The sequence below is a fragment of the Paraburkholderia gardini genome (assembly GCF_907164545.1).
GTDB lineage: Bacteria > Pseudomonadota > Gammaproteobacteria > Burkholderiales > Burkholderiaceae > Paraburkholderia > Paraburkholderia gardini.
Genome location: NZ_CAJQZB010000019.1, coordinates 82101 through 97692, shown reverse-complemented (window position 1 = coordinate 97692; position 15592 = coordinate 82101). Strand labels below are relative to the sequence as shown.

Annotated in this window: 13 protein-coding genes; 6 read left to right on the top strand and 7 right to left on the bottom strand. The window is 62.3% G+C overall.

The genetic code is table 11. The features are described from left to right. Window positions 1-16: 16 nt before the first annotated feature. Entirely contained in the window at window positions 17-814 is a 798-nt protein-coding gene (locus LPA37_RS15040; protein ID WP_228980805.1) for an ATP-binding cassette domain-containing protein, read from the top strand. Between the two features lie 28 nt (window positions 815-842). Continuing rightward, entirely contained in the window at window positions 843-2063 is a 1221-nt protein-coding gene (locus tag LPA37_RS15035) for an ROK family transcriptional regulator (RefSeq protein ID WP_407672531.1), read from the top strand. 33 nt (window positions 2064-2096) lie between these two features. On the opposite strand, the gene LPA37_RS15030 is transcribed toward LPA37_RS15035, so the two are convergent. The 5 genes from LPA37_RS15030 to LPA37_RS15010 all read right to left on the bottom strand — a co-directional run bounded on the left by LPA37_RS15030 (window position 2097) and on the right by LPA37_RS15010 (window position 8432). Next, window positions 2097-2948: a carbohydrate ABC transporter permease gene (locus tag LPA37_RS15030; RefSeq protein ID WP_228980810.1), complete on the bottom strand. Its 852-nt coding sequence runs from the start codon at window positions 2946-2948 to the stop codon at window positions 2097-2099. Window positions 2949-2959: 11 nt separating this feature from the next. Then, on the bottom strand, window positions 2960-3895 hold the full coding sequence (locus tag LPA37_RS15025; protein WP_228980812.1) for a carbohydrate ABC transporter permease: 936 nt from the start codon (window positions 3893-3895) through the stop codon (window positions 2960-2962). Window positions 3896-3983: 88 nt separating this feature from the next. Continuing rightward, complete coding sequence (locus tag LPA37_RS15020) at window positions 3984-5246, bottom strand: ABC transporter substrate-binding protein (protein WP_228980817.1); 1263 nt, start codon at window positions 5244-5246, stop codon at window positions 3984-3986. Window positions 5247-5273: 27 nt separating this feature from the next. Continuing rightward, window positions 5274-7235: a beta-galactosidase gene (locus LPA37_RS15015; protein ID WP_228980818.1), complete on the bottom strand. Its 1962-nt coding sequence runs from the start codon at window positions 7233-7235 to the stop codon at window positions 5274-5276. 9 nt (window positions 7236-7244) lie between these two features. Further along, the gene (locus LPA37_RS15010) at window positions 7245-8432 is read right to left on the bottom strand and encodes an ABC transporter ATP-binding protein (RefSeq protein WP_228980820.1); all 1188 of its coding nucleotides are present in this window, start codon (window positions 8430-8432) and stop codon (window positions 7245-7247) included. Between the two features lie 196 nt (window positions 8433-8628). Between LPA37_RS15010 and LPA37_RS15005 the strand changes: the two genes are divergently transcribed. Next, the gene (locus tag LPA37_RS15005) at window positions 8629-9729 is read left to right on the top strand and encodes a LacI family DNA-binding transcriptional regulator (RefSeq protein ID WP_229012987.1); all 1101 of its coding nucleotides are present in this window, start codon (window positions 8629-8631) and stop codon (window positions 9727-9729) included. On the opposite strand, the gene LPA37_RS15000 is transcribed toward LPA37_RS15005, so the two are convergent. Together LPA37_RS15000 and LPA37_RS14995 are read right to left on the bottom strand one after the other, a co-directional pair. Further along, a complete protein-coding gene (locus tag LPA37_RS15000; RefSeq protein WP_228980825.1) occupies window positions 9696-10628 on the bottom strand; it encodes a LysR family transcriptional regulator in 933 nt (310 codons plus the stop codon). The genes LPA37_RS15005 and LPA37_RS15000 overlap by 34 nt on opposite strands. Window positions 10629-10676: 48 nt before the next feature. Then, window positions 10677-11687 carry a zinc-binding alcohol dehydrogenase family protein gene (locus LPA37_RS14995; protein WP_228980827.1) on the bottom strand — a complete coding sequence of 337 codons (1011 nt, stop codon included), beginning with the start codon at window positions 11685-11687 and terminating at the stop codon, window positions 10677-10679. Window positions 11688-12030: 343 nt separating this feature from the next. Here LPA37_RS14995 and LPA37_RS14990 point away from each other — a divergent pair, with 343 nt between their 5' ends. From LPA37_RS14990 to LPA37_RS14980, 3 genes are all read left to right on the top strand, one after another. Then, window positions 12031-13308 carry an NAD(P)/FAD-dependent oxidoreductase gene (locus tag LPA37_RS14990; protein WP_228980828.1) on the top strand — a complete coding sequence of 426 codons (1278 nt, stop codon included), beginning with the start codon at window positions 12031-12033 and terminating at the stop codon, window positions 13306-13308. A 110-nt stretch (window positions 13309-13418) separates the two neighbouring features. Further along, window positions 13419-14099, top strand: a complete 681-nt coding sequence (locus LPA37_RS14985; protein ID WP_228980830.1) for a TetR/AcrR family transcriptional regulator — start codon at window positions 13419-13421, stop codon at window positions 14097-14099. Window positions 14100-14346: 247 nt separating this feature from the next. After that, window positions 14347-15588: an esterase/lipase family protein gene (locus LPA37_RS14980; RefSeq protein WP_229012986.1), complete on the top strand. Its 1242-nt coding sequence runs from the start codon at window positions 14347-14349 to the stop codon at window positions 15586-15588. Window positions 15589-15592: the final 4 nt, after the last annotated feature.

Sequence of the window (15592 nt, the reverse complement as noted above, 5' to 3'; positions counted from 1 at the left end):
CGATCAGGAGCCTGCCATGTCGACACCCCAAACTGCTGCTTCCGTCACACCGGTTCTGGAGGCGCGCGGACTGATCAAGCGCTACGGCTCGGTGACCGCGCTCGACGGTTGCGATTTCGAAGTGCTGCCCGGCGAGATTCTCGCTGTCATCGGCGATAACGGCGCCGGAAAGTCATCGCTGATCAAGGCGCTTTCCGGCGCTACCGTGCCCGACGAAGGCGAATTGTTCCTCGATGGTGCGCCTGTCAAATTTCGCAGCCCGCTCGACGCACGTGCGCACGGCATCGAAACGGTCTACCAGGACCTGGCCGTCGCCCCGGCGATGAGCATTGCCGAAAATCTTTTCCTCGCACGCGAACTCGTCAAACCCGGCTGGCGTGGGTCGATCCTCAAGATGATCGACAAGCGCCGCATGCTGGAAGAAGCGACCGCTCATATGAAAGGATTGCAGATCGGCATTCGTTCGATGCGTCAGGCCGTTGAAACATTGTCCGGTGGGCAGCGTCAGGGCGTAGCCGTGGCGCGCAGCGCGGCGTTTGCGCGACACGTCGTGATTCTCGATGAACCGACCGCGGCACTCGGCGTCAAGGAGGGCAACATGGTGCTCGAACTGATCCGGCGCGTGCGCGATCGCGGCCTGCCTGTCATTCTGATCAGCCACAACATGCCGCACGTGTTCGAAGTCGCGGACCGCATCCATATCCAGCGGCTTGGACGACGCGCCGCACTCGTGAATCGCGCGGACATTCATATGTCGGAAGCCGTTGCGATCATGACAGGAGCAAAGGAAGCTGACGTCAAGGCTATCGCATGATAGTGACTCTTACCGCCGGCGCGTGATGATGGATAACGCCCCGCATTCGCCACTCAGGCACCCGGTCGGTTCGAACCAGGTCGGCATGCGGCAGTTCAACGAACGGATCGTGCTGCAGGCGATACGGCTGCACGGTCCGTTGCCGAAAGCCGACGTGGGACGGCTCACGCGTCTGTCGATGCAGACGGTATCGATGATCGTCGACCGTCTGATCGACGACGGCCTGCTCGCGAGGCAGCCGCGCGTACGCGGCCGCATCGGGCAACCGTCGGTGCCGATCGCGTTGCGCGCGGACGGCGCGTTCACGATCGGCATCAAGGTCGGCCGGCGCAGCCTCGATGTGCTGGCGATGGATTTCGTGGGCAACGTCTGTAGCCGCGATGTGTTCGAGTACACCTACCCCGATCCCGCGATGCTGTTTCCCGCGCTCGAAGCGAGACTCGCGCGTACCAACGCGGTGCTCGGCGCACGCGCGAAAAAGGTCGTGGGTGTAGGGGTTGCAGCGCCGTTGTGGCTCGGCGGCTGGCGCGATTTTCTGGGTGCGCCGCCCGAGGCGCTCGAAGCATGGAACGAGATCGACATCCGTGCGCGTATCGAGACGATGACCGGATTGCCGGTCGAGTTCGCCAAGGACACGACCGCTGCGTGCGCGGCGGAACTCGTGATGGGCCAGGGGCGCGGCATTCACAATTTCCTGTATCTGTTCGTCGGCACGTTTATTGGCGGCGGCCTCGTGATCGACGGACGACTGCATGGCGGCCCACACGGCAACGCAGGTGCGGTCGGCTCGATTCCGCTTGCGCGCAGCGGCACAAAACCCGCGCGACAGCTTTTGCACGCGGCATCGGGCTTCGTGCTTGAACGGATTTTCGCGGACGCTGGCGCGCCGCCCGCGGCCGCGCACGATCATCGCGCGTTGGGCCCCGAACTGTGGCGTTTGACCGAACAGTGGCTCGATACCGCGTGCCCCGCCATCGCCACTGCGCTCACGAATGCTTCGGCGTTGCTCGATCTCGAAGCAGTAGTGATCGATGGTGAACTCGACCGGCAACTGCTGCGCGAGATCATCCGCCGCACCGAGCGCGTGCTCGATCGTTTCGAGTGGGAAGGCATGGTGCGCCCACAACTGCTGGAAGGCGCGATCGGTGCCGACGCGCGCGCGATGGGCGGCGCCATTCTGCCGCTGTACGCGCATTTCGCGCCGGTGCATGAACTGTTTCTCAAGCCGGCGGTGGAAGCCGCCCTTTAGCCGGCTTCCTTGCGCGGCTTTAGCAGGCCGGTATCAACCCTTGGTCGCGCCAAACGTCAGTCCGGCGACGAACTGCCGTTGCATTGCAAAGAACATCGCCACCGAAGGCAGCGCCGCCAGGATCGAGCCGGCCGACACGAGATTCCACGCGGTCGTCCACTGCCCCTTGAGCGCGGCGACGCCGACGGTGATCGGTGCAGCCTCGTCGCCTTGCGTCAGGCACAGTGCCCAGAAATAGTCGTTCCAGACGAACGTGAAAACGAGGATGCCAAGCGCCGCAAGCGCCGGACGGATCAGCGGCAGCACGATGCGAAAGAATACCGTCCACTCGCCGGCCCCTTCGATCCGCGCTGCTTCCACGAGTTCGAACGGCAACTGCTTGATGAAGTTACGCAGAAACAGTGCGCAAAATCCGGTCTGAAACGCGATGTGAAAGAGGATCAGTGCGCTGACCGTATTGAAGAGACCCAGTTGCAACGACAGATCGCGCACCGGAATCATCAGGATCTGGATCGGCACGAAATTGCCTGCCACGAACGTGCCGAACAGCAGCATGTTGCCGCGAAAACGGTACACGGCAAGCGCGAATCCGGCCATCGCGGCCAGCGTGATCGAGCCCACCACCGAGGGCACGGTAATCAGCACGCTGTTCCAGAAGTAATGCAGCATCGGCGAGGCCGTCAACGCCTCGCGATAGTTCGCGATCAGCGTGATGTGTTCGGGCCAGCCCCAGTAGTTGCCGCGCGAAAGTTCGTCGGTCGAGCGCACCGACGTGACGAGTACCGCGATCATCGGCAGCAGCCAGATGATGAGCGCGAGCGGCAGCGACATCTTGTACAGCACCCGGTTGGCCGGTTTCCATTTTTCGACGGGAAGCGGATACATGGCGATCTCCTTTACTGCTCTTCGCGCACCATGCGGCGCAACTGGAAGACGATATAGACGAGCACGATCGCGAACAGCACCACCGCGATTGCCGCTGAATAACCGAGGCGGTAATACTTGATCGCCTGGTCATACATGTAATAGGCGAGCACCGTCGAGCTTTCGAACGGGCCGCCGCCGCTCATCACCGCGATCAGGTCGAAACTGCGCAGCGCGCCGATCACGGTCACCACGATCGCCATGAATGTCGTGGGCCGCAGCTGCGGCAGCACGACGTGCCACAGCATCGCCCAGCCTTTCGCCCCTTCCATCCGCGCGGCTTCGAGCTGCTCGGCGTTAAGCGACGTGAGGCCCGTGAGATAAAGAATCATGCAGTACGCTGTTTGAGGCCACAGCGCGGCGAAGATAATGCCGAACGTCACGTAGCGCGGATCGCCCAGCACGGGCACGCCGTGCCCGACGATCACTTTCAGCAAGCCGAACGTCGGGTCGTAAAACCAGCTGAAAATCAGGCCCACGACGACGCCCGAAAGCACGAACGGCGCGAAAAACAGCGATTTCACGAAGCGGATGCCGCGCACCGCCTGATTCAGATACAGCGCGATCGCAAGCCCCATCGGCGGCGACAGCATGAAGAGAACGAGCCACAGCACGTTGTTCCTGAGCGCCGTATAGAACGTCGGCGTATGGAACAGTTCGACGTAGTTCGCGAGACCGACAAACGTCTTCTCCGTCATGCCGTCCCAGTTGTAGAAACTCAGCGACAGCGACGAAATGATCGGCCACACGACATAAATCGCCACCATGATGCAGGCAGGCGCGAGAAACAGAAACGCTGCGCGCCGCTGCTGCCTTGCGCTTGGCGATGCCCGGCGCGATTTCGCGCGACGCGGCGGCGCAGCCTGCGGCACATCGACGGCCACGCGATGGGTCGGGACAGTTTTCATGACGGATTACCTCTACGGCGTCTTCGATTCCGCGGTGCCGGCCTGCGGGGGACCGCGGCCCGCCTGCCGGCGCCGTTCGATGCCCAGCTTACTTCTTGTAGATCCGCTTGCGGGTCTGTTCGAGCTGCGCGAGGATTTCGTCGAGCTTCGTCGGATCCGACACGAACTGCTGCATGCCCTTCATGCCTTCGTCGGCCATTTCCTTCGTCATGTCGCGATCGTAGAACTGCGCAATGCCGCCCTTCGTATTCGACAGGATCTGGAAACCGATCCTGGAAATCGGATCTTCCGGTTCCGGCGACTTGCTGTTAGCCGGCAACGATCCCAACCCCTGCGCCAGCTTCGAGCTGATATCCGGCGTTTCCATGAAGGCGAGGAACGTGTGCGCATCCGTCTTGTTCTTCGCTTTCGACGGAATATGCAGCGATTCGACGGGACCGTCCTCGGCGGTCGGCACCTTCGCGTCGATGATCGGGAACTGGAAGTAGCCCATCTTCGACTTCACGTCCGGCGGAAAGCCGCCGGTAATGAACGTGCCCATCAGCATCATCGCGGCCTTGCCCTGGAACAGGAACGGCTGCACGGCGTCCAGATCGTATGAGAGCGAGTTGTCGATAAAGTCCTTGTCGTCGAGCAGTTGCTTCCACGCCGTGTACACTTTCTTCACGCGCGGGTCGGTGTACGGCACTTCGCCCGCCATCAGCTTCTGGTGGAACGCGTTGCCGTTGATGCGCAGATCGAGATAGTCGAACCAGCCTGCCAGCGTCCACGCATCGCGCCCGGCCACGGCAATCGGTGTGATGCCGGCAGCCTTCAGCTTCTTGCAGGCGTCGAGAAATTCATCCCACGTCTTCGGCTCGCCAGCGATGCCGGCCTTCTCGAACAGGTCCTTGCGGTAGAACATACCCCATGAGTAATACACGGTCGGCGCGGCGTACTGCTTGCCGTTATACGACGAAGCTTCCTTCGTCGATGCGTACATGCTGTTCCAGTTGTTTTTGTTCCAGTCGTTAGTGAGATCTTCCAGGAGACCGCGACGGGCGTAATACGCCATCCGTTCGCCGTCATGCCAGTTCACCACATCGGGGGCGACCGTCGAGAGCCAGCCTGGCAACTGCACCTTGTACGCTTCTTCGTCGATGAACGACACCTTCACGTCGACGTCCGGATGTGCCTTCTTGAAGTCGTCGATGGCCGATTGCCAGACCGCGCGCTGGCTTGCGCCCTTGAATGCGATGTTGACCGCGAGCGTGCCGGCCTGCGCGATATTGCCGACGACGCTTGTCAAACCGGCTGCCGCCAGCGCGATGCCGATCAGCCCCTTACGTACCGCACTTCTCGTGCTTGTCATACCTGTCTCCTGATGGATGATGGAATGTTATGCGGCGCGATAAACCGCCACGCCCTGCGGTTCGACCGACGACGACCCGATCACGAAAGCATCCGCACGGACGTTGTCGATCGTGTAAGCGGTATCGCCGTAGTTGAAAACGTACTTGAGCGCGCCACGCTGGCTGACGCGAATCGTGTCGGCGAGCGGTACCGCATCAAGTCTTGCTGCCGCTGCAACCTGCGCGAAAATGCGTTGCGTGAGCGTGTCGTCAAAGAGGCTTGCGCAGTAATGCAGCGCGCCATGTCGCACAAGAGCCGGATGACCGTCATCGAAACGCGCGAGCACGTCCATGTTCGCCGGCACGTCGAGCAGATCGCGCCAGTGACGCGACTCGCCCTGCAGCGTCGAACTATCGCTCGTGACCGGCACGTTGACGTTCGGGCGTATCGAATCGACACGCCAGACGCGCAACGGCAACACATCGGCGAGCGCGCCCGGCGGCAGGTTAGTCGGAATCTGCAGATCGCGCGTCTTGGAACCCGTGCGCGGTCCGAGCACAACCTGCGCGCCACTTGCCGCGAGCCTGGCGCCGAAGTCATTCGCCACCACCGGCAACGGCGGCACGACGATCATGCTGTAGCCGTCAAACGATGCATCCGCCGGAATCACGTCGACATCGAGACCCAGCGAGCGAAGCGCCGAGTAATACTCGAACGCGAAACGCGGATAGTGGAAACCGGCGGCCTGCGGATGAATCTCGAAGAGCCACTTGGCTTCGTAGTCGTAGACGAGCGCGACCTTCGCGCGCACCTTCGGTTCGCCATCGGCGGACACGACTGCGCGAATTTCCTCCGCAACGCGTGCTGCCTCCGCGCCACCGAGATCGAGCCGGTTGTCGGGCGTGTTGAGCCCGGCGTGCATCTGCTCCTGCGCGAACGGCGCCTGACGCCAGCGGAAATACGACACGCAGCCTGCACCGTGCGCGAACGCTTCCCAGCTCCACAGGCGCACCATGCCCGGTAACGGCGCGGGATTCCACTCCGCCCAGTTCACCGGGCCCGGCTGCTGCTCCATCACCCAGAACGGCTGCTTCGACATGCCGCGATACACGTCGTGATTGAACGACGCAAAATCCGGGTGACCGGTCCGCAGGTAACGCGCCTTGATATCCGGCGCGAACCATTGCTCTTCGAGCGCGCCGAGCGGATAGCTGTCCCACGCCGCGATGTCGAGATCGGCTGCGACCTTGTAGTGGTCGAACTCCGTGAAGAGCTGCATGAAGTTGTGCGCGATCGGGCGCCCCGGCGAATGCTCGCGCAGGATGTCCGTCTGCATGCGGTTGAACCGCACCACTTCGTCCGAGGCGAAACGGCGATAGTCGAGACGGTGCGACGGATGCGCCTCGGTCACCGTTGCAACCGGCGGATCGATTTCATCGAAGCTGCGATATTCCATGCTCCAGAACACCGTGCCCCATGCTTTGTTCAGCGCATCGATCGTGCCGTAACGCTTTGCGAGCCAGCCGCGAAAACGCTTCGCCGCCGCCAGCGAATAGCTGACCACAGTGTGATGGCAACCGTATTCGTTATCGGTCTGCCAGAACGCGACCGCCGGATGCGAACCGTAACGGCGCGCCACCGCTTCGCAGATGCGTCGCGACGCCTCGAAGTACGACGGCGACGAGAAATCGTAGTGACGTCGCGAACCGAACGCACGCGCACGGCCGTCCGCGCCCACGGCGAGGATGTCGGGATGCTGGTCGACGAGCCACTTCGGCGGCGTGGCGGTCGGCGTGCACATGACGACCTTCAGACCGGCCGAGCCGAGCACGTCGATCGCCTGATCGAGCCAGGCCCACTGATACACGCCGGGTTCCGGCTCGATACGGCTCCACGCGAATTCGCCGATGCGCACGCGCTCGATGCCAAGCGCTTTCATGCGCGCGGCGTCGTCGCTCCACATATCGGACGACCAGTGTTCCGGGTAATAGCAGACTCCTAAACGCATGCAGCGCTCCTACGCGACCTGAGTGACGGGATGATTCGAGGCGGGCGCACGATGCGGCAGTGCGAAACCGTCCCCGGTGAAGAGATGACACGACGCGGCGGGCACGTTGAACATCAGACGCTCGCCCGTGCGCGCCTCGATATCGCCCGGCGCCTTGGCGATCAGCACGTCGCCGCCGGGTTGATCGAGATGCAGATAGCTGTGCTCGCCAAGTTGTTCGATCAGCGTGACACTGCGTTGAATGGTTTGCAAAGGGACGCTCGCCCGCGTGTCACTCGTCGCACCCGCAACCGTGTTCACTTCGAGATGCTCGGGACGAATGCCGAGCGTGACTGCCTGCCCGACTGTCAGCGTATCCGCCACGACCGGCACATCGATCGATTCGCTCGTGTGCGCAAGCGTGATCCGCACCGATTGCGCATTGATCGACGCGACGGTCGCCGGCAGAAAGTTCATGCGCGGCGAACCGATAAAGCCCGCTACAAAGCGGCTCTTTGGCCGGTGATACAACTCGAGCGGCGTGCCTACCTGAGCAATGCTGCCGTAGCGCTCCGTGTCCTTGCCGGCATGCAGCAGAACGATGCGGTCCGCGAGCGTCATTGCCTCGATCTGGTCGTGCGTCACGTACACCACGCTCGCCTTCGCGAACTGCTTGTGCAGGCGTGCGATTTCGATGCGCGTCTGGCCGCGCAGCGTGGCGTCGAGATTCGACAGCGGCTCGTCGAAGAGAAACACGCCGGGTTCGCGCACGATGGCGCGGCCAATCGCAACGCGCTGACGCTGGCCACCGGAGAGCGCACGCGGCTTGCGGTCGAGCAGCGCTTCGAGTTGCAGCACGCGCGCGGCTTCCTTCACCCTGCGGTCGATTTCGTCTTTCGGTTTTTTCGCGAGCTTCAGGCCGAACGCCATGTTCTCGAACACGGTCATGTGCGGAAAAAGCGCATAGCTCTGGAACACCATCGCGACGCCGCGCTCGGCGGCAGGCACGTCATTCATGATCCGGCCGCCGATGTACAGATCTCCATCGGTGACGTCCTCCAGACCCGCGATCATCCGCAGCAACGTCGACTTGCCACAGCCCGACGGCCCGAGGAACACGCAGAATTCGTTTTCGCCAATCTCCAGGTCCACGCCGCGAATCACCGGCGGATGTTCGCCGTACGCTTTGTGCACTGCTTTCAACGAGATGCTGGCCATTGCCTTGCCTCCATGTTCTAATGCGTCACAACAGGAGATTAAGCGCTTAATCAAGTGGCAGAGAAAAAGACGATTGGAACTCAATCGCCTGATCTTGCGCCGTCTCCGGTATGTTCTGTTTCAACGACTTTATCGCGACCGCTGCCGTTGTTGCAAATGTCAGGATGCCATCCCACATGCCAGGGCGTCAACGTTAATGACCACACTGAACGAAGTCGCCGCGCACGCGGGCGTCACGCCCGCGACGGTATCCAACGTATTGCGCAATCGCGGACGGGTCGGCGCGGCCACATGCGAACGTGTGCTGCATGCGGTCAAGGAACTCGGCTATCGGCCTCACCTCGCGGCGCGCGCGCTGGCCGAAGGCCGTGCTCCGACGTTTGCGCTGATGGTATCGAGCATCGCCAATCCGTTCTACCCGGAATTTACCCTTGCAGCCGAACGCGCCGCGCGCACCAGCGGCCATTTTCTGATCGTCTGCAACACGAACGACGATCAGGAGACAGGCCGCGCCTACCTTGAACAGATCGCCGGCACGCTTTCGGAAGGCGTGCTGGTGACGAACGCGGAGCTTGTTTTCGACGACCTGCGCGCCACGGCCGAACGCGGCACACCGGTCGTGCTGTGCATGTGGGAGCGTCCGGACGATCCACCCGGGCTGCCGTGCGTGGCGGTCGATTTCCGGCTTGCGGGCGCGCTCGCGGCGCAACACCTGCTCGACCTCGGACACACGCGCGTGGGCGCGCTCGTCGGCAGCAAGAGCAGCCATGATGACCAGTCGCCGTTCGGCATTCATGGCGCACGGCGCGACGGTTTCGTCGAACGCTTCAACGCGGCCGGCAACGCGCGGATCGTCGCGGAATTCATCTGCGAAGCGGATACGATACGCGGCGGTTATGACGCGGCGCGGCAACTGCTGAAGGCACATCCTGAAGTCACCGCGCTTTACGCCACGAACGACCTGCCCGCACTGGGCGCCATGCATGCAGCGGCCGACATGGGCCTCTCGGTGCCCGACGATCTTTCCGTGGTCGGCATCACAGATATTCAACTGGCGCGCGAATCGCGCCCTGCATTGTCGACCGTCGCCGTGCCGACGGAAGAAGCCGCGCGCATGGCCGTCGATCTGCTACGCGAGTTGATCGACCGCGCGCCGCGCGCGTCACGCGGCAACCCGGACACTACCGGCACGCCGCCGATGCGGGTCACGTCGGCGCCCGTGATGGTACCGCGCGCCTCCACCGCGCCGCCCCGCACGCCGGATCAGCGCACGCGTTCCAGCTTGCGCAAGCGTTGAATGAACTGCTGCGCAGGCGACGAAAGCACACCGCCTTTGCGCGTGACGATGCCAAACGTCGGCGAAGGCGATTTCAGCACGACGGGCAGGATGCGCAACATCTTCTGACGCGCGAAGCGCTCGGCGATGTCGGTCGGCAGCAGCGCGACCAGATCGGTGCTTTGCTGAAGCAGCGTGATCGTCACGAACGTCGATGCCGTCGATATCGGATTGGTCGGCATGCTGATTCCGGCGAGGTCCAGTTCGCGCTCAAGCAACGCATGCAGCGGCATATGGCCCGGATACGTGATCCATCGGTAGCCGCCTAGCGCATGCAGATCCATTTCCTTCGCCACGCGTGGATGAGCGTAGCCGACCACGACCGAAAGCGGTTCATCGCCGAGCGATTGATAGTGATAGCGCGAAGGCTCATCGCTCACGGTCGAACGGCCGATCACGAGATCGAGCCGGCCGTCGTCGAGCAGCATCAGCATGCGCGCGCTCGTATCCTCGACAATCTCGACTGAAAGATTCGGCAGGCTCACGTGCAGTTCGTCCAGAATGGGCGCGACGACATCGGGAATCGCGCCCATGATCGTGCCCACCGCAAGCCGGCCGCCTTTTCCCGAGCGAATCTCGGCCATGTCGTCGCACAGCGCGCTGAGGTCCGTTGCGACCAGCCGTGCGTAGCGGATCACGCAGTGACCGAACTGGTTCACGATCAGGCCGCTTTTCGCGCGCTCGAAGAGCGGTGCTTCGAGCATCGACTCGAGTTCGTGCAGCGCCTTGCTCGCGGCCGACTGTGTCATCGACATCGCGCTCGCAGCCTTGTGCAGCGATTTATGCTCGTCGAGCGCGATCAATAGCTGAAGCTGCTTCATGCGCAGCCTCGACATCAGCACCTGTAGCGTGTTTTTCATGTGAGTCGCAGAAGTGATCGCTATCTGGAAACGATCACTATACCGCGATCAACACTCGACAATCGCCTTCACAACGCCAGCCGATGCGTCGAGCAAACCGGCAAATCGCGCGGGCACGTCGGACAGCTGCAAACGATGTGTGTTGAGCGCGGCGACCGGCACCTTGCCTTCGCGCATCGCGCGAAGCACGGTTTCGAAGTCTTCGTCAGTGGCGTTGCGGCTGCTGAGCAAGGTCGCCTCGCGCTTGTGAAACTCCGGGTCCGCAAACGAAATCGTGTCGCGCACAATCGAGACCAGTACATAGCGCCCGCCGTGCGCGATGAACTCGAAGCCGCGCTCCATCGCTTTCGCGTTACCGGTGGCGTCGAACACGACATCGAAAAATTCGTCGTCCGTCAGCCTCGACAGTTCGGCTTTGTCGTTTTCGCCGATGCACACCGCCGCATGCGCGCCAAGTTCGCGAATGCAGAAATCGAGCCGCTCGGCGCGCGTATCGAGCGCGGTCACCGTGGCACCGCGCAGACGTGCGAACAGCAGCGCCGCCATGCCGATCGGCCCCGTGCCCACGATCAGCACGCGCTCGCCCGTCTTCACGCCGCCGCGACGCACGGCGTGTGCGCCGATGGCGAGAAACTCCAGCATGGCGGCTTCGTCGAGCGAAACGCCTTCGGCCTTGTGTACGAACTGCGAGGGCACGCTCAGGTATTCCGTGAACGCGCCGTCGCGATGCACGCCCAGCACCTCGATATCGACGCAGCAATTCGTCTTGCCCTGCCGGCATGCCACGCACCGCCCGCACGACAGATACGGCATCACGTAGACAGGATCGCCTGTGCGCAGCCCGTCCGCTTCATCGGCCTCCTCGACGATCCCCGAGAATTCATGGCCCATCACGCGCGGATACGCAAGATACGGCTGGTTGCCCGTGAAGATATGCAGATCGGTTCCGCACACGCCAACCCGCTTCACGCGCAGCAACACCTCGCCAGTTGCGCGACACGGCCGCTCACGATTTTGGGCGACAAGCGAGCCGGGATTTTCACAGACGACAGTAAGCATGGGAGCCTTGATGACCAGCAAAGCCGCTGGTTTCGAAAACGCTGACAGGCCCAATGTAGCGACGATCTCACGATCCGGTCAAGCCAATTTACCAGTTCCCACAATTGGCCTGACCTTTACTTCGGGAACAAACCTCAGCACCCGAAGCCAGCGCAACCGCGCGATCCGCTCGTCAACCCGATGTAGGCCGGTTCGTGAAACTTGAGTAACATAGCCGCGCATACCATCACTCCATTCTCCATGACAGCCGGGCCCGTTGTGTCCAGCGGCAAGCTGTTGCCGGTGTCCTGAAACCATGTTGAGCGTCTAGCGCCCTTCTGCGGCACCGCACACCTGAATCCTTATGCAGAGTTTCTACGAAGCGAGCGTCACGCGTCCCGGGCACGCGCGGCTCACCGGCCGGCGCAGCGCGCAGGTGTGTATTGTCGGCGGCGGGCTGGCGGGACTTTCGACGGCGCTTGGGCTTGTCGAGCGTGGCGTTCGTGATGTCGTCGTGCTCGAAGCGGAGCAGTTGGGCTTCGGTGCGTCGGGCCGCAACGGCGGTTTCGTGTTCGGCGGCTACAGCCTCGATTGCGCGGACCTGCTGAAGGCACTCGGTCCGCAACGCGCGCGCGAACTCTATACGCTCACCACCGACGCCGTCGACCTGATGCGCGCGCGCATCCAGCGCTATCACATCGACTGCGACACGACGCACGCCGGAGTGATTCTCGCGAACTGGTTCGACGAACCCGCGCGACTCGAAACACAGCGACGTCTGATGAAAGATTCGTTCGGCGTCGACTGGACACCCCTCACCAGAGCGCAACTCGCTGAAAAACTGAAATCGCGGCGCTATCACGGCGGCCTGCTCGAACACAACGCGTTCCACTTTCATCCGCTGAAATACGTGCTCGGTGTTGCGCGCGCCGCGGTTTCAGCCGGGGCGGATCTTTACGAACACTCGCCGGTCGTGAGCCTCGAGCGTCAGGGCAACGGCTTTCTCGTCACCACCGCCGAAGGCGCGATCGACACGCAGCATGTCGTGATGGCGGGCGGCGGCTACGCACGCAACGTGTACCGCCGGGTCGAGCGCGCGGTGTTGCCGGTGGCGACCTACGTGATGGCAACCGAGGCGCTCGGCGCGCGTCTGAAAAACGCGCTCGACTGTGAGTCAGCGGTATACGACACGCGCTTCGCTTTCGACTATTACCGTCCACTGCCCGACACGCGGATTCTGTGGGGCGGGCGCATCTCGATACGCGATCGCCAGCCGGAGGCTATCGCCCGTCTGCTGCGTCGCGATCTGCTGAAGGTGTATCCGCAACTGCACGACGTGCGCATCGATTACGCGTGGGGCGGTTTGATGAGCTACGCGCGGCACAAGATGCCGCAGATCGGCCAGAGCACCGACGGCGTCTGGTACGCAGTCGGCTTCGGCGGACATGGCATGGCGCCCACCACCGTTTCAGGCGAACTGCTCGCGGCGGCGATTTCGGGCGAGCGTCCGGTTCCCGAAGCGTTCAGCCATTTCGGCCTGACACGCACATTCGGCGCACTCGGTCTGGCCGCTGCACAACTCACGTACACGACGATGCAAACGCGCGACGCACTCGCTGCACGCCACCGGCCGGCACGCTAGCAGCACGTCCTCGCAAAGCACGAAAGACCGGCTTCGACATGCCGCAAACCCACGTCGGATGGGGCTTTTCGGCGTGCTAGAATGCGCCGTCATCGCCGCTGAAATGCACAATGAAAAAGGGAATCAAGGCAGCCGGGCCCGACAATACCGGCATCCCGTCTGAAGCCCGGCGCAAGTACGATCCCGAAGAAACCAGACGGAACATCCTCGAAGTCGCGACAGAGGAATTCTCCGCGATGGGTCTCAGCGGCGCACGGGTCGACGCGATCGCCGAACGCACGAACACCACGAAGCGCATGCTGTACTACTACTTCGGCAGCAAGGAAGGGCTGTACGAGGCTGTGCTCGACAAGGTGTATGGCGATATCCGCACGCACGAGCAGGATCTGAACATCGGCGAACTGGACCCGCGCGGCGGCCTGCATACGCTCGTTGAATTCACGTTCGACTATCACGACAGGAATCGTGACTTCGTTCGCCTTATCAACATCGAGAACATTCACGACGCGAAATACATCGAGCAGTTGAAAACGTTCAAACAGCGCAATGCGAGCGTGCTGCGAACGATCGAAGACCTCCTTGCGCGCGGCGTGGCCGCCGGCCAGTTCCGTGACGACATCGACGCGTTCGATCTGTATCTGATGATCAGTTCGCTGTGCTTTCATCGCGTCGCGAACCGTCATACGTTCGGCGCCGCGTTTGGGCGCGATCCCTCGCACCCGCGTCTGCGGGCACGCCATCGCGCGATGGTGGTCGACGCGGTACTGCGCTTCGTCAAGCGCGAGGACTGACTGGTCGGGCAGCGCGCGGCGCGGGCGATGGACGTTCTGCCTTTCTTGCGTCTGGCCTCCCCCGAAGCAATTCGTTACTCAACAGTTCACACTATTACGAAAATATTTGTCAAATATTTTGTTATCCTGATCATTATCAAAGACTCGTCGTATCGGCTTTGACTGCACTTCGGTGCGCGCGGGACAGTGTTGAGCGCTGTACCCGTCACCGCAGTCCTTCCAAACCCACTACGACGAGAACCAGAAGATGCCGAGTACCCGTCATGCCGCCACTTCGCCCGCACAACCCGCTTCCCACGCAGCATCTCACGCGCACAAAAAACCGCCTGCGCACAATCCTTATCCAACCGTGCTCGTTCACGGCATGGCCGGCTGGGGTCGCGACGAAATCTTCGGACAGCTTTTCCGTTACTGGGGCGGCGCCAAAGGCGATATCCAGGAGTATCTGAACAGCAAGGGCTACACAACGTTCACGGCATCGATGGGACCGCTGTCGAGCAACTGGGACCGCGCCTGCGAGCTGTATTGCTTCATCAAGGGCGGGGTCGTCGATTACGGCGCGGTTCACTCGGCGCGTTACGGCCATCAGCGCTACGGGCGCAGCTACCCTGGCGTGCTTCCCCAGTGGAGTGAAGCGCACAAGGTGCATATGATCGGCCACAGCATGGGCGGCCCGACCGGACGCACACTGATCCAGCTGCTGGAACACGGCGACCCCGACGAGATGGCATTCGATCCGGGCCCACGTGAAGCGCCTACCTCGGATCTGTTCAAGGGCGGCAAGCAGTGGGTGCATAGCTTCACGTCAGTGGCAGGCGTGCAGAACGGCGCGCTCACGGCGGATGATTACCTCAACTTTCCGACGTTTCTCAGGGATATTTTCTACAGCGTGGCGGCGCTCGCGGGCGTGGCCGGCAAGGAACCGCTCTACGACTTCAACCTGCAGCATTGGGGGCTTCAGCGCGAGGAAGGAGAGGGCCACGAGGAATACATCCGGCGCGTGTTCGAAAGCCATATCTGGAAAACCAATGACGGGTGCATCTACGACCTGTCCACCGTCGCCGCGCATTTCCAGAACACGTGGGCGCTGACGTCGGAGAACGTGTACTACGCGTCGTACGCGATCGACGGCACGTTTCCTGGCCCGCAAGGCATTCGCGTGCCGACACCCAACATGAATCCACTGCTGAAACCCACGGGCACGGCCGTGGGCATGAACAGGAAAGATCTCGGTGGCGGCTACGCGGCCTGGCGCCCCAACGACGGCCTCGTGAGCGTGCCTTCAGCGCAGTTTCCGCTCGGTCACGCGCATGCGTTCGTCGAACCGGGCATGCCGTTCGAACCGAAAAAGGGCGTCTGGTACGTACACCCTACCCTGATGGGCAAGGACCACTTCAATATCGTCATGCCACTGCACGAAGTCACGATCGACGAACTGAACGCGTTTTACGAGGAAATCGCACGCTACAACCACGCGTTGCCGGCATGACGCC

Coding starts and splice junctions, on each gene's coding strand:
- LPA37_RS15040 (WP_228980805.1), top strand. CDS start 17: ATGTCGACACCCCAAACTGCTGCTTCCGTCACACCGGTTCTGGAGGCG.
- LPA37_RS15035 (WP_407672531.1), top strand. CDS start 843: ATGGATAACGCCCCGCATTCGCCACTCAGGCACCCGGTCGGTTCGAAC.
- LPA37_RS15030 (WP_228980810.1), bottom strand. CDS start 2,948: ATGTATCCGCTTCCCGTCGAAAAATGGAAACCGGCCAACCGGGTGCTG.
- LPA37_RS15025 (WP_228980812.1), bottom strand. CDS start 3,895: ATGAAAACTGTCCCGACCCATCGCGTGGCCGTCGATGTGCCGCAGGCT.
- LPA37_RS15020 (WP_228980817.1), bottom strand. CDS start 5,246: ATGACAAGCACGAGAAGTGCGGTACGTAAGGGGCTGATCGGCATCGCG.
- LPA37_RS15015 (WP_228980818.1), bottom strand. CDS start 7,235: ATGCGTTTAGGAGTCTGCTATTACCCGGAACACTGGTCGTCCGATATG.
- LPA37_RS15010 (WP_228980820.1), bottom strand. CDS start 8,432: ATGGCCAGCATCTCGTTGAAAGCAGTGCACAAAGCGTACGGCGAACAT.
- LPA37_RS15005 (WP_229012987.1), top strand. CDS start 8,629: ATGACCACACTGAACGAAGTCGCCGCGCACGCGGGCGTCACGCCCGCG.
- LPA37_RS15000 (WP_228980825.1), bottom strand. CDS start 10,628: ATGAAAAACACGCTACAGGTGCTGATGTCGAGGCTGCGCATGAAGCAG.
- LPA37_RS14995 (WP_228980827.1), bottom strand. CDS start 11,687: ATGCTTACTGTCGTCTGTGAAAATCCCGGCTCGCTTGTCGCCCAAAAT.
- LPA37_RS14990 (WP_228980828.1), top strand. CDS start 12,031: ATGCAGAGTTTCTACGAAGCGAGCGTCACGCGTCCCGGGCACGCGCGG.
- LPA37_RS14985 (WP_228980830.1), top strand. CDS start 13,419: ATGAAAAAGGGAATCAAGGCAGCCGGGCCCGACAATACCGGCATCCCG.
- LPA37_RS14980 (WP_229012986.1), top strand. CDS start 14,347: ATGCCGAGTACCCGTCATGCCGCCACTTCGCCCGCACAACCCGCTTCC.